The 26,300-nt window shown below is 70.4% G+C and carries 25 protein-coding genes; 12 read left to right on the forward strand and 13 right to left on the reverse strand.

All coding sequences use genetic code 11. The features are described from left to right. Positions 1 to 12 precede the first annotated feature (12 nt). Positions 13 to 714, reverse strand: coding sequence for a Crp/Fnr family transcriptional regulator (locus AC07RV_RS43045; RefSeq protein ID WP_057596567.1), 702 nt, complete (start codon positions 712 to 714; stop codon positions 13 to 15). Positions 715 to 882: 168 nt separating this feature from the next. Here AC07RV_RS43045 and AC07RV_RS43050 point away from each other — a divergent pair, with 168 nt between their 5' ends. Then, a complete protein-coding gene (locus AC07RV_RS43050; protein WP_208507773.1) occupies positions 883 to 1,314 on the forward strand; it encodes a BLUF domain-containing protein in 432 nt (143 codons plus the stop codon). A 122-nt stretch (positions 1,315 to 1,436) separates the two neighbouring features. On the opposite strand, the gene AC07RV_RS43055 is transcribed toward AC07RV_RS43050, so the two are convergent. Beyond that, positions 1,437 to 1,760 (reverse strand): DUF2917 domain-containing protein, encoded by a 324-nt coding sequence (locus tag AC07RV_RS43055; protein WP_093353579.1) that lies wholly within the window; start codon positions 1,758 to 1,760, stop codon positions 1,437 to 1,439. A 178-nt stretch (positions 1,761 to 1,938) separates the two neighbouring features. Between AC07RV_RS43055 and AC07RV_RS43060 the strand changes: the two genes are divergently transcribed. Further along, the gene (locus AC07RV_RS43060) at positions 1,939 to 2,922 is read left to right on the forward strand and encodes a LysR substrate-binding domain-containing protein (RefSeq protein WP_208507774.1); all 984 of its coding nucleotides are present in this window, start codon (positions 1,939 to 1,941) and stop codon (positions 2,920 to 2,922) included. A 58-nt stretch (positions 2,923 to 2,980) separates the two neighbouring features. Here the strand turns inward: AC07RV_RS43060 and AC07RV_RS43065 are convergent, their stop codons facing one another. Further along, on the reverse strand, positions 2,981 to 3,598 hold the full coding sequence (locus tag AC07RV_RS43065) for a 5-formyltetrahydrofolate cyclo-ligase (RefSeq protein ID WP_057596551.1): 618 nt from the start codon (positions 3,596 to 3,598) through the stop codon (positions 2,981 to 2,983). Between the two features lie 36 nt (positions 3,599 to 3,634). On the opposite strand from AC07RV_RS43065, the gene AC07RV_RS43070 reads away from it, so the two are divergent. The 3 genes from AC07RV_RS43070 (at position 3,635) to AC07RV_RS43080 (ending at position 7,028) form a co-directional block, all read left to right on the forward strand. Beyond that, a complete protein-coding gene (locus tag AC07RV_RS43070) occupies positions 3,635 to 5,641 on the forward strand; it encodes a lytic transglycosylase domain-containing protein (protein WP_256222983.1) in 2,007 nt (668 codons plus the stop codon). A gap of 1 nt (position 5,642) precedes the next feature. Next, positions 5,643 to 6,230 carry an MgtC/SapB family protein gene (locus tag AC07RV_RS43075; protein ID WP_296775561.1) on the forward strand — a complete coding sequence of 196 codons (588 nt, stop codon included), beginning with the start codon at positions 5,643 to 5,645 and terminating at the stop codon, positions 6,228 to 6,230. A 114-nt stretch (positions 6,231 to 6,344) separates the two neighbouring features. Then, entirely contained in the window at positions 6,345 to 7,028 is a 684-nt protein-coding gene (locus AC07RV_RS43080) for a glutathione S-transferase family protein (RefSeq protein WP_296775558.1), read from the forward strand. Positions 7,029 to 7,082: 54 nt separating this feature from the next. Here the strand turns inward: AC07RV_RS43080 and AC07RV_RS43085 are convergent, their stop codons facing one another. Next, positions 7,083 to 7,808 carry an OmpW/AlkL family protein gene (locus AC07RV_RS43085; protein WP_093353568.1) on the reverse strand — a complete coding sequence of 242 codons (726 nt, stop codon included), beginning with the start codon at positions 7,806 to 7,808 and terminating at the stop codon, positions 7,083 to 7,085. A 167-nt stretch (positions 7,809 to 7,975) separates the two neighbouring features. Between AC07RV_RS43085 and AC07RV_RS43090 the strand changes: the two genes are divergently transcribed. The 5 genes from AC07RV_RS43090 to otsA all read left to right on the forward strand — a co-directional run bounded on the left by AC07RV_RS43090 (position 7,976) and on the right by otsA (position 15,491). After that, positions 7,976 to 9,235, forward strand: a complete 1,260-nt coding sequence (locus tag AC07RV_RS43090) for a multifunctional CCA addition/repair protein (protein WP_296775555.1) — start codon at positions 7,976 to 7,978, stop codon at positions 9,233 to 9,235. Between the two features lie 196 nt (positions 9,236 to 9,431). Continuing rightward, positions 9,432 to 11,186: an ATP-binding response regulator gene (locus AC07RV_RS43095; RefSeq protein WP_296775577.1), complete on the forward strand. Its 1,755-nt coding sequence runs from the start codon at positions 9,432 to 9,434 to the stop codon at positions 11,184 to 11,186. Between the two features lie 89 nt (positions 11,187 to 11,275). Beyond that, positions 11,276 to 12,076, forward strand: a complete 801-nt coding sequence (otsB, locus tag AC07RV_RS43100) for a trehalose-phosphatase (RefSeq protein ID WP_093353560.1) — start codon at positions 11,276 to 11,278, stop codon at positions 12,074 to 12,076. Then, positions 12,073 to 14,109: a glycoside hydrolase family 15 protein gene (locus AC07RV_RS43105; RefSeq protein ID WP_296775549.1), complete on the forward strand. Its 2,037-nt coding sequence runs from the start codon at positions 12,073 to 12,075 to the stop codon at positions 14,107 to 14,109. The genes otsB and AC07RV_RS43105 overlap by 4 nt, the downstream gene beginning before the upstream one ends. Next, the gene (gene otsA / locus AC07RV_RS43110; RefSeq protein ID WP_208507779.1) at positions 14,106 to 15,491 is read left to right on the forward strand and encodes an alpha,alpha-trehalose-phosphate synthase (UDP-forming); all 1,386 of its coding nucleotides are present in this window, start codon (positions 14,106 to 14,108) and stop codon (positions 15,489 to 15,491) included. Before AC07RV_RS43105 ends, otsA begins: the two co-directional genes overlap by 4 nt. Before the next feature lie 9 nt (positions 15,492 to 15,500). Here otsA and AC07RV_RS43115 read toward each other — a convergent pair whose 3' ends face one another. After that, complete coding sequence (locus tag AC07RV_RS43115; RefSeq protein WP_203204457.1) at positions 15,501 to 15,878, reverse strand: hypothetical protein; 378 nt, start codon at positions 15,876 to 15,878, stop codon at positions 15,501 to 15,503. Between the two features lie 197 nt (positions 15,879 to 16,075). Here AC07RV_RS43115 and AC07RV_RS43120 point away from each other — a divergent pair, with 197 nt between their 5' ends. Continuing rightward, positions 16,076 to 17,533, forward strand: a complete 1,458-nt coding sequence (locus AC07RV_RS43120; protein ID WP_093353708.1) for an aminotransferase-like domain-containing protein — start codon at positions 16,076 to 16,078, stop codon at positions 17,531 to 17,533. A 12-nt stretch (positions 17,534 to 17,545) separates the two neighbouring features. Here the strand turns inward: AC07RV_RS43120 and AC07RV_RS43125 are convergent, their stop codons facing one another. From AC07RV_RS43125 to hisN, 4 genes are all read right to left on the reverse strand, one after another. Further along, entirely contained in the window at positions 17,546 to 19,681 is a 2,136-nt protein-coding gene (locus AC07RV_RS43125) for a hypothetical protein (RefSeq protein ID WP_296775536.1), read from the reverse strand. 166 nt (positions 19,682 to 19,847) lie between these two features. Next, positions 19,848 to 20,774, reverse strand: coding sequence for an ROK family protein (locus tag AC07RV_RS43130; RefSeq protein ID WP_296775529.1), 927 nt, complete (start codon positions 20,772 to 20,774; stop codon positions 19,848 to 19,850). A 39-nt stretch (positions 20,775 to 20,813) separates the two neighbouring features. Then, complete coding sequence (locus AC07RV_RS43135; protein WP_019654592.1) at positions 20,814 to 21,008, reverse strand: DUF2905 domain-containing protein; 195 nt, start codon at positions 21,006 to 21,008, stop codon at positions 20,814 to 20,816. Between the two features lie 9 nt (positions 21,009 to 21,017). After that, complete coding sequence (gene hisN, locus AC07RV_RS43140) at positions 21,018 to 21,794, reverse strand: histidinol-phosphatase (RefSeq protein WP_296775519.1); 777 nt, start codon at positions 21,792 to 21,794, stop codon at positions 21,018 to 21,020. Positions 21,795 to 21,948: 154 nt separating this feature from the next. On the opposite strand from hisN, the gene AC07RV_RS43145 reads away from it, so the two are divergent. Next, complete coding sequence (locus tag AC07RV_RS43145; protein ID WP_296775513.1) at positions 21,949 to 22,347, forward strand: DUF5329 family protein; 399 nt, start codon at positions 21,949 to 21,951, stop codon at positions 22,345 to 22,347. 10 nt (positions 22,348 to 22,357) lie between these two features. Here AC07RV_RS43145 and AC07RV_RS43150 read toward each other — a convergent pair whose 3' ends face one another. The 4 genes from AC07RV_RS43150 to AC07RV_RS43165 form a co-directional block, all read right to left on the reverse strand. Next, positions 22,358 to 23,227 (reverse strand): ABC transporter permease, encoded by an 870-nt coding sequence (locus AC07RV_RS43150; RefSeq protein WP_203204453.1) that lies wholly within the window; start codon positions 23,225 to 23,227, stop codon positions 22,358 to 22,360. Beyond that, on the reverse strand, positions 23,224 to 24,129 hold the full coding sequence (locus AC07RV_RS43155) for an ABC transporter ATP-binding protein (RefSeq protein WP_296775502.1): 906 nt from the start codon (positions 24,127 to 24,129) through the stop codon (positions 23,224 to 23,226). Before AC07RV_RS43155 ends, AC07RV_RS43150 begins: the two co-directional genes overlap by 4 nt. Further along, entirely contained in the window at positions 24,129 to 25,139 is a 1,011-nt protein-coding gene (locus AC07RV_RS43160) for an ABC transporter substrate-binding protein (protein WP_208509445.1), read from the reverse strand. Before AC07RV_RS43160 ends, AC07RV_RS43155 begins: the two co-directional genes overlap by 1 nt. 100 nt (positions 25,140 to 25,239) lie before the next feature. Then, on the reverse strand, positions 25,240 to 26,121 hold the full coding sequence (locus AC07RV_RS43165) for a TauD/TfdA dioxygenase family protein (RefSeq protein WP_296775494.1): 882 nt from the start codon (positions 26,119 to 26,121) through the stop codon (positions 25,240 to 25,242). Between the last annotated feature and the right edge of the window lie 179 nt (positions 26,122 to 26,300).

Raw genomic sequence — 26,300 nt, forward strand, 5'->3', positions numbered from 1 at the left:
GCCGCCCCCGGATCAGATCAGCGGCGTGGGCCGCAGCGGGCGCTCGAAGTAGTCGCCCAGCGCCTCGAGCGCGCGCGGCTCGAGGATGCGTAGCCAGCGGTCGTCGAGCTTGTAGAGCCCGAGCTGCGACAGCCGGCGCAGCGTCTTGTTGGTGTGGACCAGCGACAGCCCGAGCGCATCGGCGATGTGCTGCTGGTTGAGCGGGAACTCGACCCAGCCGTCGCGCACCATGCCCACGCGCTCGGCGCGGCGGTACAGGTGCATCAGCAGCATCGCCACGCGCTCGACGGCGCTGCGCCGGCCGGTGGTCACGAGGTTGTCGTCGATCATCTTTTCCTCGCGCGCGGCCAGCCAGGTGATGTCGTAGCCGAGCTTGGGCTCGGCATGGAACAGCTCCCAGAGCCGGTCGCGCGCGAACACGCACAGCGAGACCTCGGTCAGGGCCTCGACGCCGTGGGTCTGGCCGTCGGCGAACTCGTCCTGCAGCCCGACGAAGTCGCCGGGCAGCAGCACGTTGAGGATCTGCCGCCGGCCGTCGCTCAGGGTCTTGTAGCGGAAGGCCCAGCCCGAATAGAGCGTGAACAGCTGCGGGCTGCGCCGGTGTTCCTCGATGATCGAGCCGCCGGCCTCGACGCGGCGCGCGCCGATGCGGAACGATTCGATGGTGCGCAACTGGTCGGCGGACACCGGCAGGAAGGCCGGCAGCTGACGCAGCGCGCAACGGCTGCAGGGGTGGGGCCCGTTCTCCGGGGCGGCGGGTGTGGGGTACTGGTCGGGCACCACCGACTATAGGCATCGAGGGGGGTGGGACCGGTATGTCTTTTTACATTTCGTGATGTCGGACGGCTGCCTACACTGCGCTCGCTTTTCCCATCCCGGCCCATGATTCCCGACGAACAGACGCAAGCTCCCGCGCCCGCCCCGGCGCTCTCCGAGATCCTCTACTGCAGCGAGCTTGCGCCCGACCTGCCGCCCGACACGGTGGCCAACATCGTCGCGCGCGCCCGCGCACGCAACGGCGAACTCGGCATCACCGGGCTGCTGGTCTTCGACGGCCAGCGCTTCTGCCAGCACATCGAGGGACCGCCCGACGCCCTGCGCTCGCTGATGGACCGCATCGCGCGCGACCCGCGCCATGTCGACGTGCGCGTGGCCTGGCAGGGCGAACTGGCCGCGCGCCGCTACAGCGGCTTCCGGCTCGGGCTGGCCGAGAGCGAGGGACCCGACCTGATGGCCGGCGTGCATGCGCTCGACGGCGAGGTCGCGCTCAAGCATTTCCTGGCGCTGCGCCGAAGTTTCGACATCAACGGCTGAAAACGGCCGCGCCAAAGGAAAAGGGCCGGACGATGCGCGAAGCGCCGTCCGGCCCCTTGGTATGACGGGCGCGGCCTTCGCCGCCGCCCGGTGGCCCAGGATCGATCAGGAAACCCGCGGGATCAAGCGGCGTCCCACGTGTACGTGGCGCCGTAGCCGTCCCAGGCTTCCATCACGATGCGCTGGCCGGCCGCCACGGTGAGCGACTCACCGGGGGCGAGCACCAGGTCCTCGCTCGGGTTCTCGAGCGTGGCATCGGGCGTGATCCAGACCCGGCCCTGGCGCACGCGCAGCACGCTGTCGCCGCGCGCCTTCAGGCTCATCGCCTCGCCGGGCGCGATTTGCCAGGCACCGCGGCGCACGGCCGGCGGAATCGCGGCGGCGGTGTTGCGGTTGGGCAGCGACAGGGTGGACAGCGTAGAGGTGGTGCAGACGGCAGTGGACATGATGGGCTCCTAGGTGTTTGCCGAATCGCGAATCAATGGGTGCTTGGGAAAGGAGGCAGCAATGGCGCGGTTCGGGAATGAATGATCGTTTCCCGGCCGTTGGCAGTCCAATGAAAAGGAGGTAGCCTACTGATTCCGGTTTCGCATCAATCCCGAAGCAGGCGCCGGCCCCCGATCCATGCAGCATTCGCAAACCCACCTGCGCTCCCGCCCGATCTCCGCCGGCCACCTGCGCGCCTTCGAGGCGGTCGCGCGGCACCTGAACTTCCGTGCCGCGGCCGAGGAAATGGCCCTGACCCAGTCGGCCGTGAGCCGCCAGATCCAGTCGCTCGAGGAGGAAGTGGGCGTGCCGCTGTTCCTGCGCCACACGCGCGCGGTCGAGCTGACCAGCGCGGGCGCCCAGCTGCTGCTGGCGGTGCAGCAGGCACTGCCGCGCGTCGACACCGCGGTGCGGCAGATCCGCCAGAGCGCCGGGCGCAAGAGCGTCTCGCTGACCACCTTCGCCTCGTTCGCCTCGATGTGGCTGATCCCGCGGCTCGAGGCCTTCCAGCGCGACAACCCCGAGATCGACATCCGGATCGACGCCAGCGACCTCGCGGTCGACCTCGAGGTGGCCGACGTCGACATCGCGCTGCGCTACGGCCCGCGCGAGGCCATGCCCCCGCAGGCCGTGCGGTTGTTCGGCGAAAACCTCACGCCGGTGGCGAGCCCCTGGCTCATCAAGAGCAGCCCGCCGATCAAGAAGCCCGAGGACATCGCGCGCTTCACGCTGATCGAGGCCGGCGACGCCCACCGCACCCACCTCGAATGGCTGACCTGGCGGCGCTGGTTCGAGCTGCACGGCCTGGAACGCGCCCAGCCCAAGCGCTGGCTCTATTTCAACTACGCCTACCAGATGGTGCAGGCCGCGCTCACCGGCCAGGGCGTGGTGCTGGCGCGCAGTTCGTTGATTGCCGAGAGCCTGGCCAACGGCGACCTGATCGAGGTGCTGCCGCAGCACCGCATGGACTCGCCGATGTCCTATTGGCTGATCGCCGGCCCGCGCAGCGCGCTGCGGCCCGAGATCAAGGCCTTCTGGGACTGGCTGCTCGCGCAGGCCGGCACCACGCGCGAGACCATCGGCGAGGTGCCCGATCCGGACACCGTCGACGACCTGGACTGACGAGAAAAAGGGCGCCGCGGCTCGAAGCCGGGCGCCCGTATGCGCAGGAAGCAGCCGCTCAGCCGATCGGCCAGACCACCCCGTTGTCGTTGAGGATCGCGTCGAGCGGCAGGTCGTGCGCCTCGGGCTCGAAGTCCTCGAGGAAGCCGTTCGCGAAGCCCAGGCCGACCGTGAAGGGCCGCGGCTCGAGGGCGGCCAGCGTGCGGTCGTAGAAGCCGCCGCCGTAGCCGAGCCGGTAGCCGCCCGCGCTGTAGCCCACGCAGGGCACGAACAGCAGGGTCGGCACGATCAGCTCGGTGTCCTTGGGCTTGGGAATGCCGTAGGCGTCCTCTTCCATCTGGCAGCCCGGGTACCAGGCGTGGAAGGTCAGGGTCTTGTGGACCTTGTCGATCACGGGCAGGCCGATGCGGCGGCGCTGCGGCTCGTCGATCAGTTCGCCGTCCTCCTTCCACCGATGCAGCGCGGGCAGCGGATCGAACTCGCCCTTGATCGGCCAGTAGGCGCCGATCACGGTGTCGGGCCGGCCGACCAGCCAGATGCGCATCACGCGCTGCAGCAGGTCCGCGCGTGTCAGCCGGTCCGGCATCCCCAGACGTTGTTCGATCAACGCCTTGCGCAGCTGATCCTTGAGAAAACTCGCCGTCGCCGACGTGGCGGCATCCTTTGACTTGTCCATAATCTCCCGATGCAGTTTCCAAGCATTTTGGCATCCATGTGCCGCCGCCCGCGCAGCGTCGCGCCGGCACTGGTTCTTTCGGCCCTCGCGGCCTGCGCGCTGACCCTCTTCGCGCCCGCCGCGGCGCTGGCGCAGAACAACAGCAACGACGAGGTGCTGCTGCAGATGAAGCAGGCCTTCCAGCGCGGCGACAAGGCCCGGCTGGCGGCGCTGCTGCCGCAGGCCCGCGGCCACGTGCTCGAACCCTGGGCCGCCTACTGGGAACTCAAGGCGCGGCTGCAGGAAGCCGGCGCGAACGAGGTGCAGGACTTCTTCGCGCGCTATCCCGGCACCTACCAGGAAGACCGGCTGCGCAACGACTGGCTGCTGCTCACGGGCCAGCGCCGCGACTGGGACAACTTCTCGGCCGCCATCGCGGGCTTCCGCATGGGCGACGATGCTCAGGTGCGCTGCTACGCGATCCTGGTCGACGCGCTGCGCAGCGGCAGCGCCACCCAGGCCCAGGCCGACGAGATCCGGCGCAACTGGTTCGCCCAGCGCGACAGCGACGACGGCTGCCTCACGGCCGCCGACCGCATGATCGCCGCGCGCCTGCTGTCGCCCAACGACGCCTGGAAGAAGGCGCGCCTGGCCATCGAGGCCAACCGGCCGCAGGCCGCGCGCGGCGCCGTCACGCTGGCCTCGCCCGATGCACTGCCGCTGTTCGAGGAGGTCAACGCGAGCGCGGCCAAGTTCCTCGTCACGCGCGGGCCCGTGGCCGCCAAGTCGCGCCGCGAGCTGGTCACGCTGGCGCTGATCAAGATCGCGATGGCCGATCCCGAGCAGGCCGCCTCGCAGCTCGACGCCAAGTGGAGCGCGATGCTCTCGGCCGAGGAGCGCAACTGGATCTGGGGCACCATCGGCCGCCAGTCGGCGATCAAGCTCTGGCCGCAGGCCGTGAGCTACTTCGGCAACGTCACCAAGAACGCCGACCTGTCGGACGACATGCTCGGCTGGCGCGTGCGCGCGGCGCTGCGCGCCGGCCAGTGGAAGGACGTGGCGCCCGCCATCAACGCCATGAGCGAGGCCAGCCAGCAGGACCCGACCTGGACCTACTGGAAGGCGCGCGCGCTGGTCAATGCCGGCGGCGACGAGCGCCGCGCCCAGGCGCGCGAGCTCTACCAGGGCATCGCGGGTACGCGCGGCTTCTACGAGATGCTGGCGCTCGAGGAGCTGGGCCAGCGCGTGATGGCCGCCACCCGGCCCGCGCCGCTCACGCCCGAGGAACGCAACGCCGCGCGCCTGAACCCCTCGCTCAACCGCGGCCTCTACGCGATCGCGATCGGCCTGCGCCCCGAGGGCACGCGCGAATGGAACTACGCCACCAACCTGCACGACCGGGGCGGCATGGACGACCGCGCGCTGCTGGCCGCGGCCGACTTCGCCTGCCAGCGCGAGGTCTGGGATCGCTGCATCAACACCAGCGAGCGCACCAAGGGCGTGATCGACGTCGAGCAGCGCTTCCCGATGCCCTTCCACGACACCGTGCTGCGCAAGAGCCAGGACATCGGCCTCGACCCGGCCTACGTCTACGGCCTGATCCGCCAGGAGAGCCGCTTCATCATGGACGCGCGCTCGGGCGTCGGCGCCTCGGGCCTGATGCAGGTGATGCCCGCCACCGCGCGCTGGACCGCGCGCAAGATCGGCATGACCGACTTCACGCCGGGCCAGATCAACGACCGCGAGACCAACATCACCATCGGCACCAACTACCTGAAGCTCGCGCTCGACGACTTCGACGACTCGATGGCGCTGGCCGCCGCGGCCTACAACGCCGGCCCGGGCCGCCCGCGCAGCTGGCGCAACGGCCCGGTGCTCGATGCCGCGATCTGGGCCGAGAACGTGCCGTTCAACGAAACCCGCGACTACGTGAAGAAGGTGCTGGCCAACACCACCAACTACGCCGCGATCATCACCGGCCGGCCGCAGTCGCTGAAGGAACGCCTGGGCCGGGTCGGCCCGCGCGACGCCGCGATGCCCGAACCGAACAAGGACCTGCCCTGAGATGAGCTGGCGCGACGAGGTCCTCGACACCATCGCCGCCGAGTTCTCGGACGTGGGCGACCTCGCCCAGCTCACGCGCATCCTGGTGCGGCTGCTGCTCGCATCGCTGCTGGGCTTCGTGCTCGGCTTCGAGCGCGAGCAGCAGGGCAAGGCGGCCGGCGTGCGCACCCACATGCTGGTGGCCATCGGCTCGGCCCTGTTCGTGCTCGTGCCGCAGCAGACCGGCATCGTGCCGGCCGACATGAGCCGCGTGATCCAGGGCCTGGTGGCCGGCGTCGGCTTCCTCTGCGCGGGCACCATCCTCAAGCAGGGCAAGGACGAGCACCACGTGCAGGGCCTCACCACCGCCGCGGGGCTGTGGATGACGGCCGCGATCGGCATGGCCTGCGGCCTGGGCCGCGAGGCCACGGCGGTCATCAGCGCGCTGCTGGCGCTGGTGGTGCTGCAGTTCGTGCCGCGGCTCGTGAGCCTGATCGAGCGCACGATCGGGCCGCCCAAGGGCAAGGAGGCACCGGGCCGCGCCACGCCGCGCGTCATCGCCTCGAGCAGCGAGCCCCCGCTGCGCACCGACGACACCGACCGGCGATAGCCGCCGGCGCGCGGGCCGCGCCGGTCATCAATGCGCGCCGCAAACGGTATCAATCGCGCGGCGCCCGCGCCCTAGCATCGAAGGCTTTGCCACGAAACCAACCGGAGGAAATCCATGCTCAAGCTCTACATCGGCAACAAGAACTACTCGTCGTGGTCCATGCGTCCCTGGGTGCTGCTCAAGCAGGCCGGCATTCCCTTCGAGGAAGTGATGGTGCGCTTCGACGCCTTCGAGGCCGGCTCCAACTTCAAGGCCGTGGTCGGCGCGGTCAACCCCACGGCGCGCGTGCCGGTGCTGATCGACGGCGACCTCACGGTCTGGGATTCGCTCGCCATCGCCGAGTACCTGGCCGAGCAGTTCCCCGACAAGGCGCTGTGGCCGCGCGACAAGGCCGCGCGGGCCCGCGCGCGCAGCGTCAGCGCCGAGATGCACTCGGGCTTCGGCAACCTGCGCAACCACTTCCCGATGAACATCGAGGCCTCGCTGGCCGAGGTGGGCGCGCGCGTGCTGAAGGAACAGCCCGGCGTGGTCGAGGACCTGGAGCGCATCGCGACCATGTGGAGCGAGCTGCTCGACACCCATGGCGGCCCGATGCTGTTCGGCGAGTTCGGCATCGCCGATGCCTTCTACGCGCCGGTGTGCATGCGCATCCGCAGCTACGGGCTGCCGGTGCCGCCCGCGGCGCAGGCCTACATCGAGCGCGTGGCGGCCCTGCCGGGCGTCGCCGCGTGGATCGAGCAGGCGCTCGCGGAGCAGGATTTCGTGGCCTTCGACGAGCCCTACCGGACCTCGCGCTGATCGTCGTTCGCTGTCGTCGATCGGCGCGAGCCGGCCAGGCCGCGTCGTGTCCGGTCAGAAGCGGTAGGTGGCCGCCACGTAGGTCACGATCGGATTGAGCTTCAGGCGCGCTTCGCTGGTCGCGATCGGCAGGCCCGTGATCGAGGTCGTCGTGAGCTTGGCCTTGGTCTTCAGCGGGATGTAGGAGACCGAGAAGGAAATGCCCCAGTGCTTGTCGAACTGGTAGGCCAGGCCGGCGTTGAGCACGGGCGCGAAGGAGCTGTCGAGCTTGGCGGTGGTCACGGTCGACAGCGGCCGCTGGCGCAGCTGGCTGCCGAGCGCTTCCTGCAGGTTGCTGGTGATCTGCACGCCGCTGTACCAGACGTAGGTGGCGCCCAGCCCCACGAAGGGACGGAAGGCGGCATTGCCGTCGTTGAAGTAGTACTTGCCGAGGATGGTCGGGCTCCATTGGCGTGCCTTGCCCAGTTCGCCCACGCGCGCCAGCGTGCCGGTGCCTTCGAGCTTGAACTTCGGCGGGATGCCCAGCACGCCTTCCACCGCCCAGTGGTCGTCGAGGAAATAGGCCGCGTTGAGACCCAGCGTGTCGGAATCGCTCACGCTGGCGCCCGAGCCGGCGAGCACGCTCTGCACCGGCGAGGTCAGCATCAGCGGCTTGCTCTTGTCCTGCGGCGAAAGATGGAACCAGCCCGCACCGACGACCCAGTCGCCGGCCTTCTGTGCAAAGGCGCTGCCGGACGTCAGTGCCCCGAGGGCTGCCAACGCCAACATGGTTTTTTTCATGATGTGAATACTCCTTTGGTTGAAATTCCCCCTCCAAACGCGGTGCCGGTCTGCCGCCGGTGAAGCGTTCGAGCGCATCGAGCGAGCGAACGATCGTTCGATTTGCCTCGGAGATTATCGAACGACCGTTCTTTTTAAGCCCTGCGGGGTATCCCTACACTGCGCGCATGAAAACCTATCTCGTCGGCGGCGCGGTGCGCGACCGCCTGCTCGGACGCCCGGTGTCGGACCACGATTGGCTCGTGGTCGGCGCCACGCCCGAGGACATGGTGGCACAGGGCTTCCTGCCCGTGGGGCGCGACTTCCCGGTATTCCTTCATCCATCGACGCGCGAGGAGTACGCGCTCGCGCGCACCGAGCGCAAGAGCGCGCCCGGCTACCGCGGCTTCGTGATCCATGCCGCGCCCGACGTGAGCCTCGAGCAGGACCTCGCGCGGCGCGACCTGACCATCAACGCGATCGCGCTGCCGGCCGAGCGCGTGGCCGCCGACGGCAGCTTCGACCCCGCGCCCGCCGACCTGGCCGATCCCTTCGACGGCCAGCGCGACCTGCGCGAGAAGCGGCTGCGCCACGTCACCGACGCCTTCCGCGAGGACCCGGTGCGCATCCTGCGCGTGGCGCGCTTCGCCGCGCGCTTCGACGACTTCGAGGTCGCGCCCGACACGCTCGCGCTGATGCGCGAAATGGTCGCGGCCGGCGAGGTCGACGCGCTGGTGCCCGAGCGCGTGTGGCAGGAGCTCTCGCGCGGGCTGATGGAGACGCGGCCCTCGCGCATGTTCGAGGTGCTGCGCGCCTGCGGCGCGCTCGCGGTGCTGCTGCCCGAGGTCGACCGGCTCTGGGGCGTGCCGCAGCCCGCGCAGCACCATCCCGAGATCGACACCGGCGTGCACCTGATGATGGTGCTCGACACCAGCGCGCGCCTGTCGGCGTCGCTGGGCGTGCGCTTCGCCTGCCTGATGCACGACCTCGGCAAGGGCACCACCGATCCGGAAATCCTGCCGCGCCACATCGGCCACGAGAAGCGCAGCGTCGAGCTGCTGCAGGCGGTGTGTGATCGCTGGCGCGTGCCGGTCGACCTCCGCGAGCTGGCCGAGGTGGTGGCGCGCGAGCACGGCAACATCCATCGCAGCGGCGAGCTCGATGCCGCCGCGCTGGTGCGGCTGCTCGAGCGCTGCGATGCCTTCCGCAAGCCCGCGCGCTTCGCCGAGGCGCTGCTGGCCTGCGAATGCGACGCGCGCGGCCGGCTCGGCTTCGAGCAGCGCGACTATCCGCAGCGCGAGCGCCTGCTCGCGGTGCTGGCCGTGGCCGCGGCCGTGGCCACCGACGCGGTCGCGCGCCAGGCGCAGCAGGCCGGCGCCACCGGCCCGAAGATCGGCGAAGCGATCCACCGCGCGCGCATCGACGCCGTGAAGGCCGCGGCCGGCTGAACGGCCGACCGCCCCAGGCGCGCGAATACCACGCGCGCGGCGGCATGTCTTCACGCCTATGGCGGAGGTTCCATGACTTAGGGCACTTCCGACGCCGCACGCCCCGGCTAGCATGGGCCGGGTGATCGCCGCCCCGCCTCCCACCTCCTCGCCGGACCCGAGCGCCACGCACGCCGCGCCGGCGGTCGCGGCCGCGGTGCCGCGGGACCTGGCGCTGCGCGTGCTGCGCGAGCACCTGGCCTCGGTCTACGGCGCCTACGACGCCTCGATCGTGGTGCACTTCGGCCTCGGCGTCGCGCTCGGGGCCGCGATGTACATCGCCTCGCCGCGCGCCTGGATCCTGGCCTGGATGGCGGCCCACCTGCTGCTCGGCCTGGCGCTGTACCTGATGCCGCGCTGGCATGCCGACCTGCCGCTGGACCAGACCCCGCTGTGGGCGCGCCGCCATGCGCGCACCGTCACGCTGGTGAGCCTGGCGACCGCCACCGCGCCCTGGCTGTTCATCTCGCGCGACGACCTGTCCGCGACCTCGGTGCTCACGGTGGTCGTCATCGGCAGCTGCGCGCGCGCCATGCAGCTGCTGTGGCCGCTCAAGCCCGCGCTCTACGGCTACACGCTGCCGATGATGCTGAGCCTGATCACCGCGCTGGCCTGGCAGGGCGACGGCATGCACCTGTTCCTGTCGATGTTCAGCCTGGCCTACCTGCTGTTCACGCTGCGCGTGGGCCAGCAGCAGCACCGGCTGCTCACCGACTCGCTGGTGCTGCGCTTCGAGAACGAGGCGCTGGCCGAGCGCCTGGGCGAGCAGATCGCCGCGGCCGAGCGCGCGAGCATCGAGAAGACCCGCTTCCTGGCCACCGCCAGCCACGACCTGCGCCAGCCGCTGCATGCCATTGCGCTGTTCGGTGCCGCGCTCGAGAACGAGCATCCCCAAAGCCGCAACGCGCAGCGCCTGATGCGCGCGGTGAACGCGCTCGGCAGCTCGCTCGACACCATGCTCGACGTCTCGCGCCTCGATGCCGGCGTGGTCGAGCCGGCGCTCGAGCCGGTCTCGCTCGACGTGCTGTTCCGCGCGCTCAATCCCATGTTCGCGGCGCAGGCCGAGCAGCGGCAATTGCAGCTGCGGCTGCGCGCGAGCGGCCTGTGGGTGCGCAGCGATCCGCGGCTGCTGCACCGCATGCTGTCGAACCTGCTCGACAACGCGCTCAAGTACACGGCGCGCGGCGGCGTGTCGGTGCGCGCGCGCGTGCGGCGCAACGGCGACGGGCTCGGCGATTCGGTGTGGATCGAGGTGGTCGATTCGGGCATCGGCATCGCGCCGGGCCAGCTCGACCGCGTGTTCGAGGAGTTCTACCAGGTCGACAACCCCGGGCGCGAACGCTCGCACGGGCTGGGCATCGGCCTGGCCATCGTGCGCCGCCTCTCGCGGCTGCTCGGCCATCCGGTGCAGCTGCGCTCGCGCGTGGGACGCGGCACGCGCTTTCGGCTCGTGCTGCCGCGCTGCGACGCGCAGGCCGCCCCCGGGCCCTGGGCCGTCCGCGCCGAGGCCGCACCCGCCCCGGCGGCGCCGGTGCCGGGCCGCATCCTGCTGATCGACGACGACGCCGAGATCCGCGCGGCGATGACCGAGCTGCTGCAGGCCCACGGCATCGACCTGGAGGCCGTGGCCGGCGAGGCGGAAGCGGCCGCGCTGCTGGCATCGGGCCCGGCGCCCTTCCGCGCGCTGCTGTGCGACTACCGGCTCGCCAACGGCGACAACGGCCTCGATGTCGGCCAGCGCCTGCGCGCGCGCTTCGACCTCGCCGCGCCGCTGATGCTGGTGACCGGCGAGACCGCGCCCGAGCGGCTGCAGCGCGTGCGCGCCTCGGGCGTGCCGGTGCTGTTCAAGCCGGTGGAGGCCACGGCGCTGCTGCGCGCGCTGGCCGATCTCGCGCCCGGCGCCGCGCCCTGAGCCTGCGCGCAGGTCGCGGCCCCGGCCCCGGGGCACGTCCGGTTTTGGCCGACACGGCGCGCGCGGGGGCCGTGCTAAGGTCTTTCACGATGTCCAATCCCATCCGCAGCAACGATCCGCTGCCTCCTCCCCTGGGCCGGGACGCGGCCCTCTTCCTCGATTTCGACGGCACCCTGGTGGGCCTCGCGGCCACGCCCGAGGCGATCGAAGTCCCCCCTGCCCTGGTCGCGCTGCTCGGCGACCTCAAGGACCTGCTCGGCGGCGCCCTCGCCGTGGTGTCGGGCCGCCAGATCGACGTGCTCGACCGCTTCCTCGCGCCGCTGCGCCTGCCGGCCGCGGGCGAGCACGGCGTGCAGCGCCGCGATGCCAAGGGCGCGATGCAGGAGCAGCATCCGCCCGACCTGGTGCCCGTGCTCGAGATCGCCAACGAGCTCGCGCGCGTGCACGAAGGCCTGCTGGTCGAACGCAAGCACGCGGCCATCGCGCTGCACTACCGGCTCGCGCCGCAGCTCGAGGCCGTGTGCGGCGACGCCATGTCGCGCGCCATCGCCGAGCGACCGCAGCTCGAGCTGCTGCACGGCAAGTTCGTGTTCGAGGTCAAGCCCGCCGGCGTCAACAAGGGCATCGCCATCGACGCCTTCATGCACGAGCCGCCGTTCGCGGGCCGCGTGCCGGTGTTCGCGGGCGACGACACCACCGACGAGAGCGGCTTCGCCGTGGTGCAGCCGCGCGGCGGCGTCGGCATCAAGGTCGGCTCGGGTCCGAGCCTCGCGCAGCACCGGCTCGAGTCGCCGCGCGCCGTCTACGAATGGCTGGTGCAGGCGCGCGACCAGCTCGCGAACGCGCCCTCCCCCGCTCCCGAAGAAGCTTCGCCAAGGAATCCCGCATGAGCGACACCCAGCAGGAAGAACAACAACAAGTCCCGGCCGGGCGGCACGACGATCCGCAAGCACGGCAGTTCCAGAAGGCGCCCGAGGACCGCGGCGGCGAAGCGGTGGCCGGCGCGGCCGGCCCCGACGACGATGCGCCGGTCGACGAACGCACGGCCGCCGCGCCCAAGCCGCGCGAATTTCCGCGCCCGGCCGACTGCTCGCTCAACCTCGGCGTGATCGGCAACTGCGCCTTCAGCGCGCTGGTCGATGCGCGCGCCCGCGTGGTCTGGTGCTGCCTGCCGCGCTTCGACGGCGACCCGGTGTTCAACGCCCTGCTGCATCCGGGCGAAGGCGGCGCGGCCTGGGGCTTCGAGATCGAGGACTTCGCCGAAGCCAGGCAGTGGTACGAGCCGAACACCGCCGTGCTGCGCACCCAGCTGTTCGACAGCGCGGGCCAGGGCATCGAGATCACCGACTTCGCGCCGCGCTTCTACAGCCGCGCGCGCTACTTCCGCCCGCTGATGCTGGTGCGCCGCGTGCGCCCGATCGCCGGCGCGCCGCGCATGCGCGTGGCGCTCGACCCGCGCTTCCAGTGGGGCGCGACCGAGCCGATGGAGGTCACGCGCGGCAGCAACCACATCCGCTACGTCGGCCCCGACGTCACGCTCAGGCTGAACACCGACGCCTCGATCTCGCACATCCTCGCGCGCCAGCCCTTCGTGGTCTCGCGCGAATACAACTTCATGTTCGGCGTCGACGAGACCCTGCTCGACGGCATCGCCGACACCGCGCGCCGCTTCGAGCAGGAGACCATCGCCTACTGGCGCGTCTGGTCGAAGCGGCTCGCGATCCCCTTCGAGTACCAGGACGCGGTGATCCGCGCGGCCATCACGCTGAAGATGTCGCTGTACGAGGACACCGGCGCCATCGTGGCCGCGATGACCACCAGCATCCCCGAGGCGCCCGACAGCCAGCGCAACTGGGACTACCGCTACTGCTGGCTGCGCGATGCCTTCTTCGTGGTGCGCGCGCTCAACTCGCTGAGCGAGGTCGGCACCATGGAGGACTACCTGCGCTGGCTCGGCAACGTGGTGATCGGCTCGCACGGCGAGCACATCCAGCCGCTGTACGGCATCGGCCTGGAGCGCGAGCTGCCCGAGTCCTTCGTCGAGACCCTGCCCGGCTACCGCGGCATGGGCCCGGTGCGCGTGGGCAACCAGGCGCAGGAGCATTTCCAGCACGACGTCTACGGCAACATCGTGCTGGGGGCCGCCCAGGCCTTCCACGACCACCGGCTGCTGCAGCGCGCGGGCGAGGCGGAGTTTCCGCACCTCGAGGCCGTGGGCGAGCGCGCGATCGCGGTCTACGGCACGCCCGACGCCGGCATGTGGGAGCTGCGCACCCGTGCGCGCGTGCACACCAGCTCGGCGCTGATGAGCTGGGCCGCCTGCGACCGGCTCGCGAAGATCGCGCGCGCGCTCGACAAGACCGCGCGCGCCGAGGCGGCCTCCTCGGGCAAGCCCGCGGAGAACCGCATCAACTTCGCCGAGCGCGCCGCCTACTGGCACGGCCATGCCTCGCGCATGCGCGAGGAAATCCTCGCCAAGTCGTGGAGCGAGGAGCGCCAGGCCTTCGCCGAGAGCTTCGGCGGCCGCGAGCTCGACGCCAGCATCCTGCTGATGGCCGAAGTGGGCCTGATCGACGCGCGCGATCCGCGCTTCGTCTCGACCGTCGACGCGATGGAGAAGTCGCTGTGCGACGGTCCCTACATGCGCCGCTACGAGGCCGCCGACGACTTCGGCAAGCCCGAGACCGCGTTCAACATCTGCACCTTCTGGCGCATCGACGCGCTCGCGAAGATCGGCCGCAAGGCCGAGGCGCGCCAGATCTTCGAGACCATGCTGGCCGCGCGCAATCCGCTCGGGCTGCTGTCCGAGGACACGCATCCGGTCACGGGCGAGATGTGGGGCAACTTCCCGCAGACCTACTCGATGGTCGGCATCATCAACGCGGCGATGCGTCTCTCCGCTCCTTGGGATTCAGCGATATGAGCCGCCTCGTCGTCATCTCCAACCGCGTGGCCGACCCGCGCAAGCCCGCCGCCGGCGGCCTGGCCGTCGCGCTCGGCGAGAGCCTGCAGCAGTCGGGCGGCATGTGGTTCGGCTGGAGCGGCCAGATCGTCGAGGGCGGCCCGACCGGCGAGGGCGAGCTGCGGCGCCAGCAGGCCGGCAAGGTCACGCTGGCCACCATCGACCTGAGCCGCGAGGACCACGACAGCTACTACCTCGGCTACAGCAACGACGTGCTGTGGCCGGTGTTCCACGACCGGCTCGACCTGGCCCATTTCGACGCCAACTTCATCGGCGGCTACCGGCGCGTGAACCAGCTGTTCGCGCGCAAGCTGATGCCGCTGCTGAAGGACGACGACGTCATCTGGGTCCACGACTACCACCTGATCCCGCTGGCGGCCGAGCTGCGCGCCATGGGCTGCAAGCAGCGCATCGGCTTCTTCCTGCACATCCCGCTGCCGCCGCAGATCATCATGGCGGCGATCCCGCAGCACGAGTGGCTGATGCGCTCGCTGTTCGCCTACGACCTGATCGGCTTCCAGGCCCAGCAGGACGTGCAGCACTTCGAGCACTACGTGCACAACGAGGCCAAGGGCGAGAGCCTGGGCGGCGAGATGTACCGCGCCTACGGCAACACGGTGCGCGCGGCGGCGTTTCCGATCGGCATCGACGTCGACGAGTTCGCGGCGCTCACCCATGCCAAGGAAGCGCGCGACATGTACGAGACCATGAAGCGCGAATACTCGCAGCGCCGGCTGCTGCTGGGCATCGACCGGCTCGACTACTCCAAGGGCATCCCGAACCGGGTGCGCGCCTTCCGCGAGCTGCTGGCCCACTACCCCGAGAACCGGCGCAGCGCCACCTTGATCCAGATCGCCTCGCCCACGCGCGAGACGGTCGATGCCTATGCCGACATCCGGCGCGAGCTCGAGTCGCTGTGCGGCGCCATCAACGGCGACTACGGCGAGCTCGACTGGATGCCGGTGCGCTACATCCACCGCATGGTCGCGCGCAAGCGCGTGCCGGGCCTGTGCCGCGCCGCGGCCGTGGGGCTGGTGACGCCGCTGCGCGACGGCATGAACCTGGTCGCCAAGGAGTACGTGGCGGCGCAGGACCCGGCCGACCCCGGCGTGCTGGTGCTGTCGCGCTTCGCGGGCGCGGCCGAACAGATGAAGGAAGCGCTGCTGGTCAATCCCTACGACACCCACGGCACCGCCGAGACGGTGCAGCAGGCGCTGCAGATGCCGCTGGAAGAGCGCCGCGAGCGGCACCAGGCACTGCTCTCGCGCATCCGCGAGCAGGACATCCACTGGTGGCGGCGCAGCTTCCTCGAGACGCTGCGCGAGGCGGCCAGCGTGCGCTGACGCGGCCGCTCACCAGCCGGTGAGCAGCTGCATCAGCCGCATCACCGGCCGCCGCGGCACGGCCCAGGCGGCCGACACCGGCTCGGCCGGCGGCTCGGCCCGCGCGGGCAGCCGCCGCGCGACGGCGATCGGCGCATGGATGCGCAACTGCACCGGCGACAGCGCCGTCAGCTCGATCCAGCCGCCGTGCTCCACGCCATGCGTCTCGCCCTCGCCGAGCACCGTGTGCGCGGTCCACACGGCCTCGCCGATCCAGCGCGGCGGCGCCGACACCCGCACGCGGCCCTCGGCCACCTGCAGCCAGGTGCCGGCGTCCACCGCCGTGCGGAAGGAATCGCCGGCTTCGAGGAAGACGGCATCGGGGGCTTGCGAGAGGGTGGTGATCATGGCGGTACCTCGGGTTCGGAAGTCGGTGAAGGAAGGGCTGGGCGCGCTTCGATCGTAGAAATTCCCCGGCCCGGAAAACAGGCACACGCCGGCGCGATTCGCACCGGAACAGCCAGGGCCGGCGGCCATCTGTTATGGTCGTTTTCCCTCGCAACTGCATCTGTTTTCCAATGAACGATCGCGCGAGCATCGACGCCATGGACTCGCTACCGCTCTATCGGCAACTGGCGGCGCGCTACGTGGACGCGATCCACACCGGCTCGCTCAAGCAGGGCGACCGCCTGCCCTCCCTGCGCAGCCTGATGCGGCTGCATGCCATCAGCCTGTCGACCGCACTGCAACTGTGTCGCGCCATGGAGAGCGACGGCTGGGTCGAGGCGCGCGACCGCTCGGGCTACTTCGTGCGCCGGCCGCGCCGGCTCGCGATCGCGCCGATGGAGGAGCCGCTGACCGTGCTGCCGCCCGATCCGGCGCAGTACGTGGGCATCCATGCGCGCGTGTCCGACTTCGTGGTGCGCGGCCGCACGGCCGGCGACACGCTGAACTTCGCGATCGCACGCGGCGCGCCGCAGCTCTATCCGGCCGAGGCGCTGCGCAATGCGATGACGCGCGCGCTGCGCCACAAGCCCGAGCTGCTGACCTCGGCCACGCCGCAGAAGGGCAATGCACAGTTCCGCGCCGTGCTGGCCCAGCGCAGCCTGCGCATCGGCATGACGATCCCGCCCGACGAGGTGCTGGTCACCAACGGCTGCATCGAGGCGCTGAACCTCGCGCTGCGCGCGGTCACGCAGCCCGGCGACACGGTGGCCGTGGAGTCGCCCACCTTCTACGGCCTGCTGCAGGTGCTCGAGAGCCTGGGCCTGCGCGCGCTCGAGATCCCGACCAGCCCGCAGACCGGCATCTCGATCGAGGCGCTCGAGCTCGCGCTGCAGGCCTACGACAACGTGAAGGCCGTGGCCGTGGTGCCGCACCTGCAGAACCCGCTGGGCAGCGTGATGCCCGACGCGCACAAGCAGCGGCTCGCGCAGCTGTGCGAGCGCCACGGCATCCCGGTGATCGAGGACGACTCCTACAGCGAATTGGTCGACAGCGAGACCCCGCTGCGCGCGCTCAAGTCCTGGGACCGCACGGGCAACGTCATCTACTGCGCCTCGCTGCACAAGATCCTCGCGCCCGGCCTGCGCCTGGGCTGGATCACGGCCGGGCGCTGGCATGCGCGCGTGGAGATGCTCAAGTACGCCCAGACCCGCAACAACGAGGACCTGGCCCAGCTCGCGGCCGGCGAATTCATGGGCACGGGCAGCTACGACCGCCACCTGCGCCGGCTGCGCGAGCACCTGGGCCGCCAGCGCGAGCAGACGGCCGAGGCGATCGCGAACTACTTCCCCGCCGGCACCCGGCTCAACCTGCCGCGCGGCGGGCTGCAGCTGTGGCTGGAGCTGCCCGAGCGCATCGGCGCCAACGCCCTGTTCGAGGCCGCGCTGGCCGAGCGCATCCAGATCGCGCCCGGCGCCATGTTCTCGAACTCGGGCCGCTTCGACCACTACCTGCGCATCAACTGCGGCTGGCCCTATTCGCCGGCCATCGATGCGGGGTTGAAGCGGCTCGGCGAGCTCGCGGCGCAGTGCTGCGCCGCGGCGCGCCGGGCCGCCTGAACCGCAGCGTGCTCAGGGCACGATCGGCGTCAGCCCTGTCGCACCCTTCGCGGCATAGGCCGCGAACAGCGCGTTCGAGGCCGCGAGGTTCAACCGCAGCTGCTGCTTGCCGACCGCCTTCGACTTGTAGCCGAACGACACTTCGCCGCCGCGTTCGATGAAGACGCGCTCGTAGTCGATGAACAGCGCGAAGTCGCCCACCGGGCTGAAGCTCAGCACGCGCGCATCGCCCAGGGTCTCGATCTTGTAGGTGCCCGTACCGACCGCGATGCAGTTGCGCGGCGAACCGTTGATCACGCGCTGCTGGCACTGCAGGAAGGTCACGGCGTTGCTGCTGCCGCCCGCGAAGCTCGCGCGCATCAGGTAGTTGCCGGTGTAGTAGCCGGTGATGGTGGCCGCGGTGCCCAGCGGCGCGCCGCCGACCGTGCCGAGGTCGACCGAGGTGGCACCCCACCATTCGTTCTTCGGTCCGCTCTGGAAGCTGCCGTTGTCGCCGTCGAGGGTGCCCACGCCGAAGACGCAAGGCACGCCCGGGCTGCGCTGGATCAGCGTCTCGAGGGTCGCGACGCGCGCGGTGGCCGGCAGCGGGTTCGCCGCGCAGGCCACGCTGCCCCGGGTGCTGTCGCCGCCTTGCGCGATATCCGCCGGATAGAGCTGGACCTTCGCGTTGTCGCGCACGTCGTAGGCAATGGCGGTGGCGAGGTCCATGCTGCCTTGCAGGCGCAGCCGGGAGCCGGCCGGGAAGGTGGCGCTGCCGAGGTCGGCGCTGATCGCCGCCGCGCTGGCCTGCGGGCCCCAGTTGGCATAACGCGATCCATAGGGGCCGTTGCTGGTGTACGGGGAGGACTTGATGCGGTTCACCACGTCGGCCAGCTTCTGGCCCGAGATGTCGACATCGATGCGGCGCGAGCGGCTCACGCTCAGGCCGTCGCAGTAGTCCGAGATGTTCCGCCCGGCGGCGTCGCGCACGGTGGTCGTGTTCTTCGAGTCCGCGCACGCGAGCCAGCTGCGGCCGTTCCAGTGCAGGTCGCCGACCCGCGCCGGATCGCCGCCCGAGGCCCAGCGCGTGACCGTGCCGGCCACGCTACGCTCGCGCTGGTCGCGAAAGTGCGTCAGCCCGTCCACCGGCGTGTTCTCCGCGACGGTCGAGACCAGCAGGCGGCGGCTCCAGTTGTTGCTGTCGGAGATGGTGAACCAGTCGAGGATGCCGGTCGCCGCGATGGCCTCGCCGGCGCCCACGGACGGTCCGGCGGCCAGCTTGGTGAGGCCGACGGCCACGCCGATGTTGGCCGGGCGCAGCTGGTTCTCCTGGGCGTTGGTCGCGTAGTAGGTCGACTGGCCCGCCATCAGGTCCTGGCACGGCTTGGTGCCGACACCGCCCGCGCAACTGGCGCGCGAGAACTCCTGGTTCACGAGGTTGCGCACCGAGGTCAGCTTGTCGAGCAGCATGCGCTGCGTCTCGAGCGAGATGTCGCCGGCCGAGATGGTGCCGCCGCTGATGTCGGCGGTGCCGATGCTGTCGGCCAGCGTGCGGGAGATCGCCTGCGAGAACGCGACCAGCGTCGCGGCCGTGGTGGCCGAGAGCAGGTCGCCATTGGCGGTGTAGTCGTCGAACAGGCTGCCGCCCAGGCCGAGCTGCGCGCGCAGGTTGGCTTCGGCCTCGGCCGAGGTGGCGCCCGCGCCGGTGCCCAGGTAGTGCACGAGCGTGGTCAGCGGGCTCACGAGGCCCGGCTTGTCGGCCGGTGCCTTGAGCACGTAGGCGGTCTTCACCGGGCCGAGTTCGGCATCGACGGCGTCGGTGCCCACCAGCGCGACGACCGGGTACTTGCCGGCGTCCGCGGCATCGATCTCGAGCGTGACCTTGCCCGCCGTGTCGGTCCTGCCGCTGGGCTCGCCGCTGTCGAGCAGGCCGTTGTTGTTCTTGTCGAGGAAGACGTTGGCATTGCGCAGCACGCCGTCGACCACCTTGACCTCGAGCTTCTGCGCGGCCGGCGGTGCGGGCGCCGGTGGCGGCGGCGCGACGCCGACGAAGGGAAAGCCACCACCGCCACCGCCGCCTCCCCCCCCGCATGCCGCCAGCGCCAGCAACGCCGCGACGCTCGCCAGCGACATGCCCGAACGCGAGAACACCCTCTTGGAACCAGTCATGGGAACACTCCTTTTTTTGCGTCAACGAAGGTTCTCCATGAACCCCCTCGGCTCGAGTGTTCTGGCCCGCGCGCGGGCGCGCATCATCGAAATGAATGAGAGGCGGGGTGATGGCGCGAATTCATCGCGCGGGGCCGGTGCGGGTCCGGCCCGGTGCCGGCGGCGTTCAGTCGAGCAGCGCGAGCGCCGCGTAGTCGCCGATCTTGTCGCCCAGGCCCGCGCGCACCAGCTCGACGCCGCGCGTCAGCGGCAGCAGCCGGCCGTCGATCTGCGCCTGCAGCCGCGGCAGCAGGAAGTCGCTGTGGTGCAGGAACACGCTGCCACCGAGGCTGATGCGCTGCAGGTCGAGCGTGGCGACCAGGTTGTAGAGCAGGCGGCCCATGACGCGGCACAGCGCGTCGACCACCTCGAGCGCATGCCGCTCGCCGGCCGAGGCGGCGGCGAACAGGTCGGGCGCGGGCCGGCCGAAGCGGCGATCGATGGAGTTGCCGGCCACCAGCGCCTCGACGTCGCCGATGTTGCCGCAGCCGCAGAGCGCGCCGCTGCCGTCGTCGGCCACGAAGCTGTGGCCCGCATGGCCCGCGTTGCCGTTCTTGCCGCGCAGCGCGCGGCCGTCCACGCACAGGCCCACGCCCACGCCGGTGCTCCAGGTCACGTAGGCGCAATGGTCGAAACCCTGCAGCGCGCCCCAGTGGCGCTCGGCCTCGAGCGCGGCCACGGCGTCGTTCTCGACCCGCACCCAGCCGTAGCGCTGCGCGAGCGGCGCCTCGACCACCGCCGTCATCCAGTCGTTGGGCAGGCCGCGCGCCGGACCGGCGATGCCGCCGCAGATGTTGGGCGTGGCGAGCTCGACCTTGCCGTCGCGCAGTTCGAAGGGACCAGTCGAGGACACGCCCACGCGCTCGATGCTCGCGGGGTCGACCTTCTGCTCGGCGCAGATGGCATCGATCATGCGGATGATCTGCAGCGCCACCGCGTCGTTGTCGCCGGTCTTCGCGGTGGGCTCGCTGCGCCGGCCGATCAGCGGTGCATCGCTCGACGCGGAAAGGCTCACGGCCACCTTGGTGCCACCGATATCGACGCAGGCTCTCATTGCGGTTGTCTTCCTTCGTGAAATCCGGCGTTGCCGGAGCTACAGCAGCCGCGCCACCAGCGCCGCGATCATGCTGAGCACCACCGTGCTCGCGATCGGCAGTTGCCATTCGCGGCCGAAGGCGCGGAACTCGAAATCGCCGGGCAGTCGTCCGAAGCCGAAGCGGCGCAGCCAGGCGGTCAGGCCGCTCATGAGCACCAGCGCCAGGACGACGACGATCAGCCAGCGAAGCATGAAACCAGTCTAGCCCTGGAGCACGGTCAGTGCTTGTCGGTGAAGTTCGGGTGTGGCCGCCGCGATCACGCGGCCATCGGACTTCAGCCCCAGCGGCCGGCCTTCCCAATCGGTGATCACGCCGCCCGCGGCCTCGATCAGGCCGGCCGGGCCGAGGTAGTCATAGGGCTGCAGGCCGGTCTCGACCACCAGGTCGATGGTGCCGCCCGCGAGCTGGGCATAGCCGTAGCAGTCGCCGCCGAAGCGGCGCATCGCGCACTGGCGGCTCAGCCGGTCGAAGGCCTGCCAGTCGGCGGGCGCGAAGATGTCGGGCGAGGTGGTGACGATGCGCGCCTTGGCGACTTCGCCGCAGGCGCTCGCGTGCACCGGCTGGCCGTCGCGCGTGGCGCCCACGCCGACCTGACCGATCCAGCGTTCCTTCAGCACCGGCATGTCGACCATGCCGAACACCACGCGCTCGCCCTGCAGCACGCCGATCAGCGTGCCCCACAGCGGCGAGCCGGTGATGAAGCTGCGGGTGCCGTCGATCGGGTCGAGCACCCAGACGCGCTCGGCCTCCAGGCGCTCGGCGCCGTGCTCCTCGCCGTAGATGCCGTCGGCCGGCGCGCGCTGCGCGAGCAGCTCGCGCATGGCGGTCTCGGCCGCGCGGTCGGCCAGCGTGACCGGGCTCTCGTCGGCCTTGGTGATGATGTCCAGCGGGGTGCGGAAATGGCGCATCGACTGGGCGGCGGCGGCGTCGGCCAGCGCCTGCGCGAGGCTCGGGAGATCGGCGTTGGAAGTGCTCATGGCAAAGGACTGCGGGCAAAGCGGCAGGGCGCCGCGAACCCCGGATTAGACCCGACCTTGCGCCGAGGTCCAGGCCGAACTTGGATCGGCCCGGGGTTTGACCGGCGCGACCCGCCGTCCTAGCATGGCCCGAAAATTGCCAAGCGGAGACGACATGACCAGCTTCCAGCCCCTGCGCCGCGCCCTGCTCGCGGCCCTGCTCGGCACCGCCGCCGCCCTCGCCCACGCCACCCCGTCGGAATCGGAGCACCGGCTGATCGACACGCTGATCCAGCGCGTGGCCAAGATGGGCTCGATGACCTTCCTGCGCAACGGCAGCGAGTACAACGCCACCGAGGCCGCCAAGCACATGCAGGCCAAGTACGAGCACTTCAAAAAGGAGATCGTGACCGCCGAGGACTTCATCGAGCGCTGCGCCACGCGCTCGGAGATGACCGGCCAGGCCTACCGCGTGAAGCTCGGCGGCGGCGCGATCAAGGAGTCGGGCGAGTTCCTGCGCGCCGAGCTGCGCAGCCTGCGCGAGGAGGCGAAGAAGGGCGGCAAGGCCGGCTGAGCGCGGTCGGTCAGCGCTGCTGGCCCCACTTGCGCACCGTCAGGCGCTCGAGCGTCTTGAAGCCCAGGCTCTCGACCAGCAGCCCGATCAGCACCACCATGACCAGGCCCGCGAACACGCGGTCGGTGTAGAGCTCGTTGCGGTTCTGGAAGATGTACCAGCCCAGCCCGCCCTTGCCCGAGGAGGCGCCGAACACCAGCTCGGCCGCGATCAGCGTGCGCCAGGCGAAGGCCCAGCCGATCTTGAGCCCCGAGAGGATCGACGGCAGCGCGGCCGGCACCAGGATCTGCAGCACGTAGCGCAGGCCCGTGAGGCCGTAGTTGCGCCCGGCCATGCGCAGGGTCTCGGGCACGCCCTGGAAGCCCGCATAGGTGTTGAGCGCCAGCGGCCACAGCACCGAGTGGATCAGCACGAACACCAGGCTGCCGCGGCCCAGGCCGAACCACAGCAGCGCCAGCGGCAGCAGCGCGATCGCGGGCAGCGGGTTGAACATCGAGGTCAGCGTGTCCAGCAGGTCGCGGCCGATGCGCGTGGACACCGCGAGCGTGGTCAGCGCGAAGGCCAGCGCCACGCCCGCGAGGTAGCCCTGCACCAGCACCGCGAGCGAGATGCGCACCTTCTCGAGCAGCTCGCCGCTGGCCAGGCCCTCGACCAGCGCGCGCGCGGTGGCGCTGAAGGTGGGCAGCAGCAGGTCGTTGTCCTGCCAGCGCGCCGCCAGTTCCCACAGCAGCGCGATCGCGACCAGGATCAGGCCCTTGCGCAGCCAGGCCTGCGAGGCCAGGCGCGCGCCCAGCGGCAGCCGGCGCTCGACCGGCAGCTCGGTGAAGGGTTCGAGCGTGCGCTCGTACTCGGGGCGCACGGGGGGAAGGATCGCGCTCATCGGCCGGCCTCGGTGTCGTGTGCTTCGTCGAACAGCATGTCGTGGATGCGTTTCGCGGTCTGCTGGAACTCGGTGCCGCCGAGGCTGTCGAGCGTGAAGCCGTGGCTGTTGATCTCGGCGCGCATGCGCCCGGGATGCGGCGACAGCAGCGCGATGCGGTTGCCCACCACCAGCGCCTCCTCGATCGAGTGGGTCACGAACAGCAGCGTGAAGCGCACCTCGTCCCACAGCGCCAGCAGCTCCTGCTGCATGCGCCGGCGCGTGAGCGCGTCGAGCGCGGCGAAGGGCTCGTCCATCAGCAGCACGCGCGGCTGCATCGCGAGCGCGCGCGCGATCGCCACGCGCTGCTTCATGCCGCCCGAGAGCTGGTGCGGATGCACGTCGGCGAATTTCGAGAGCCCCACCTTGTCGAGGTAGTGCAGCGCGCGCTCGGCCGCTTCCTTGCGGCCCAGCGTGCGCGAGGCCAGCAGCGGGAACATCACGTTCTGCCGGACGGTCTTCCACGGCGGCAGCTGGTCGAACTCCTGGAACACCACGATGCGGTCGGGCCCGGGCCGCAGCACGCGCTCGCCGGCCAGCCGGATCTCGCCCTCGACCGGCGCGATGAAGCCCGCGACCGATTTCAGCAGGGTCGACTTGCCGCAGCCCGAGGGGCCGAGCAGCACGAAGCGGTCGGCCTGGTGCACGTCGAAGCTCACGCGGTGCGTGGCGCGCACCACGCGCTCGGGCGTGCGGTACTCGAGGCTGACGCCGTCGACCTGCAGCAGCGGCGCCGCGGCCTCCTGCGCGCGCGTGTCGTCGCGTGCCAGCTCCGGGAAGGAGGACCCGGCCGCGGGCTCCACCCGCTGCCGGTGGACCAGGGCATCGGCCCGCGAATCCAGCACCGCCGCCGTGCTCATCATCAGTTGCCCGAGGCGTTGTGCGCGTCGTCGAAGAAGTAGTCCTTCACCGAGGCCGGCTTGTTCTTGATCGCGCCCACGCGGTGCATGAAGTCGGCCAGCGCGTAGGTGTTCTGCGGCGTGGTCTTGAACTGCACCTCGGGGTTCCTGATGATCTTCAGCAGCAGCTCGCGGTCGAGCTTGGCGTTGCTGACCTTGAGGTAGATGTCGGCCGCCTTCTCGGGATTGGCGCTGACGAACTTCGCGGCCTCGTCGAGCGCGTCGATGAAGGCCTTGTAGGTCTTGGGGTTCTCGTTGCGGAATTTCTCGGTGGCGTAGAGCACCGTGGCCGACGACGGGCCGCCCAGCACCTGGTAGGAGTTCAGCACGATGTGCGCCGCGGGGTTGCCCGCGAGCTCCTGCTCCTGGAACGGCGGGTTGCCGAAGTGGGCCGTGATCTCGGTGCCACCCTTGATGATGGCCGCGGCCGCGTCGGGATGCGGCAGCGCCACGCTGATCTTGTCGAGCTTGTTGAACTCCTTGTCGCCCCAGAGCTTGGCCGAGGCGAACTGCAGCACGCGCGACTGCACCGACACGCCGACCGCGGGCAGCGCGATGCGGTCCTTGTCCGTGAAGTCGGCGATGGTCTTCACGTTCGGGTTGTTGCTCACCAGGTAGTAGGGGAAGTTGCCCAGCGAGGCCACGCCCTTGACGTTCTGCTTGCCCTTGGTGCGGTCCCACAGCGTGAGCAGCGGGCCGACGCCGGCACCGGCGATCTCGATGTTGCCCGACAGCAGCGCGTCGTTGACCGCCGAGCCGCCCGAGAGCTTGACCCATTCGACCTTGGCGTCGACGCCCGCGGCCTTCGCGTGCTTCTCGATCAGCTTCTGGTCCTGCGCCACGTTGAGCAGCAGGTAGACGATGCCGAACTGCTCGGCGATGCGGATCTGGCCCTCGGCGTGCGCGGCGAGGCTGCCGGCCAGCAGGCCGAGGCCGGCGACGAGGGATGCGGCCTGGCGGGTGAAGCGGTTCATGGCGGGAAGGACTCCAAGGGAAGAAATTCGGGGTGCAGCGCTCCGCGCGGACCCGGCGTCGCCGGTCCGTCGAGGACGTTCGTCTGCGGAGGTGGTCGGTCTATCGGGGCTCGTCGCCCACGATGGTGGTGCGGTTGAGCCGGCGGCGCAGGTGGTCGGGCGTGCCCGCCGCCAGGTGCATCAGCGAGCGGTTGTCCCAGAACACGAGGTCATGGGGCGCCCATTGGTGGCGGTAGACGAATTCGGGCTTCACGCTGTGCGCGAACAGCTCGGACAGGAGTTCATCGCTTTCTTCCTTGGGCAGGCCGACGATGCGGGTGGTGAAGTGCTCGCTGACGAACAGCGCCTTGCGCCCGGTCTCGGGATGCGTGCGCACCACCGGCTGCACCGCGGGCGCGACCTGGTCGATCTGCGCCTGCGAGAGCTTGGGCCGCCACGGGTTCTTGGCGCGCAGTTCCTCGTACTTGGCGAGGTAGCTGTGCTCGGCCTTCAGCGGCAGGATGCGCTGCTGCAGGTCGCTCGGCAGTGCTTCCCATGCCAGGTGCTGGTCGGCGAACAGCGTGTCGCCTCCCTCGCTGGGCAGTTCCTGCGCGTGCAGCAACGAGCCGAGGCTGGGCTTGGGCTTGTAGGAGATGTCGGAATGCCAGTAGACGCCCGCGTCGCCGAGGCCGATGGGCTCGCCGTTCTCCTTGATGTTGGAGACGATGAGGATCTCGGGATGGTTCTTGAGCTGGAACTGGTGCAGGACGTGGATCTCGAGCGGGCCGAAGCGGCGGCTGAAGTCGATGTGCTGCTGGGGGGTGATCTGCTGGTTGCGGAAGACCAGGACGTGGTGGTCGAGGTGGGCGCGGTGGATGCGGGCGAAGTCTTCTTCCAGGATGGGGCGCGCGATGTCGAGGCCGATGACTTCGGCGCCTACGGGGGCGGGGAAGGGGCGGATCTCGAAGGATTGGGTGCGCTCGGGGACGAGGACTTGGCTCATGTGCCGCAATGTAGGCGGGGATGGGGGGTTGGGCAACGAACTCTTCGTTGAATGCTTATGACTGCTCTGGGTGTTTTTTGGGGTTTTTTTCTCTGCTTAGGCCGTTGGCCGGGTCTCGCCCCGGCGGGCGACCTACTTTCTTTTGCTTCGCCAAAAGAAAGTAGGCAAAGAAAAGGCGA

It is taken from the genome of Variovorax sp. GW821-FHT09B01, from assembly GCF_059418345.1.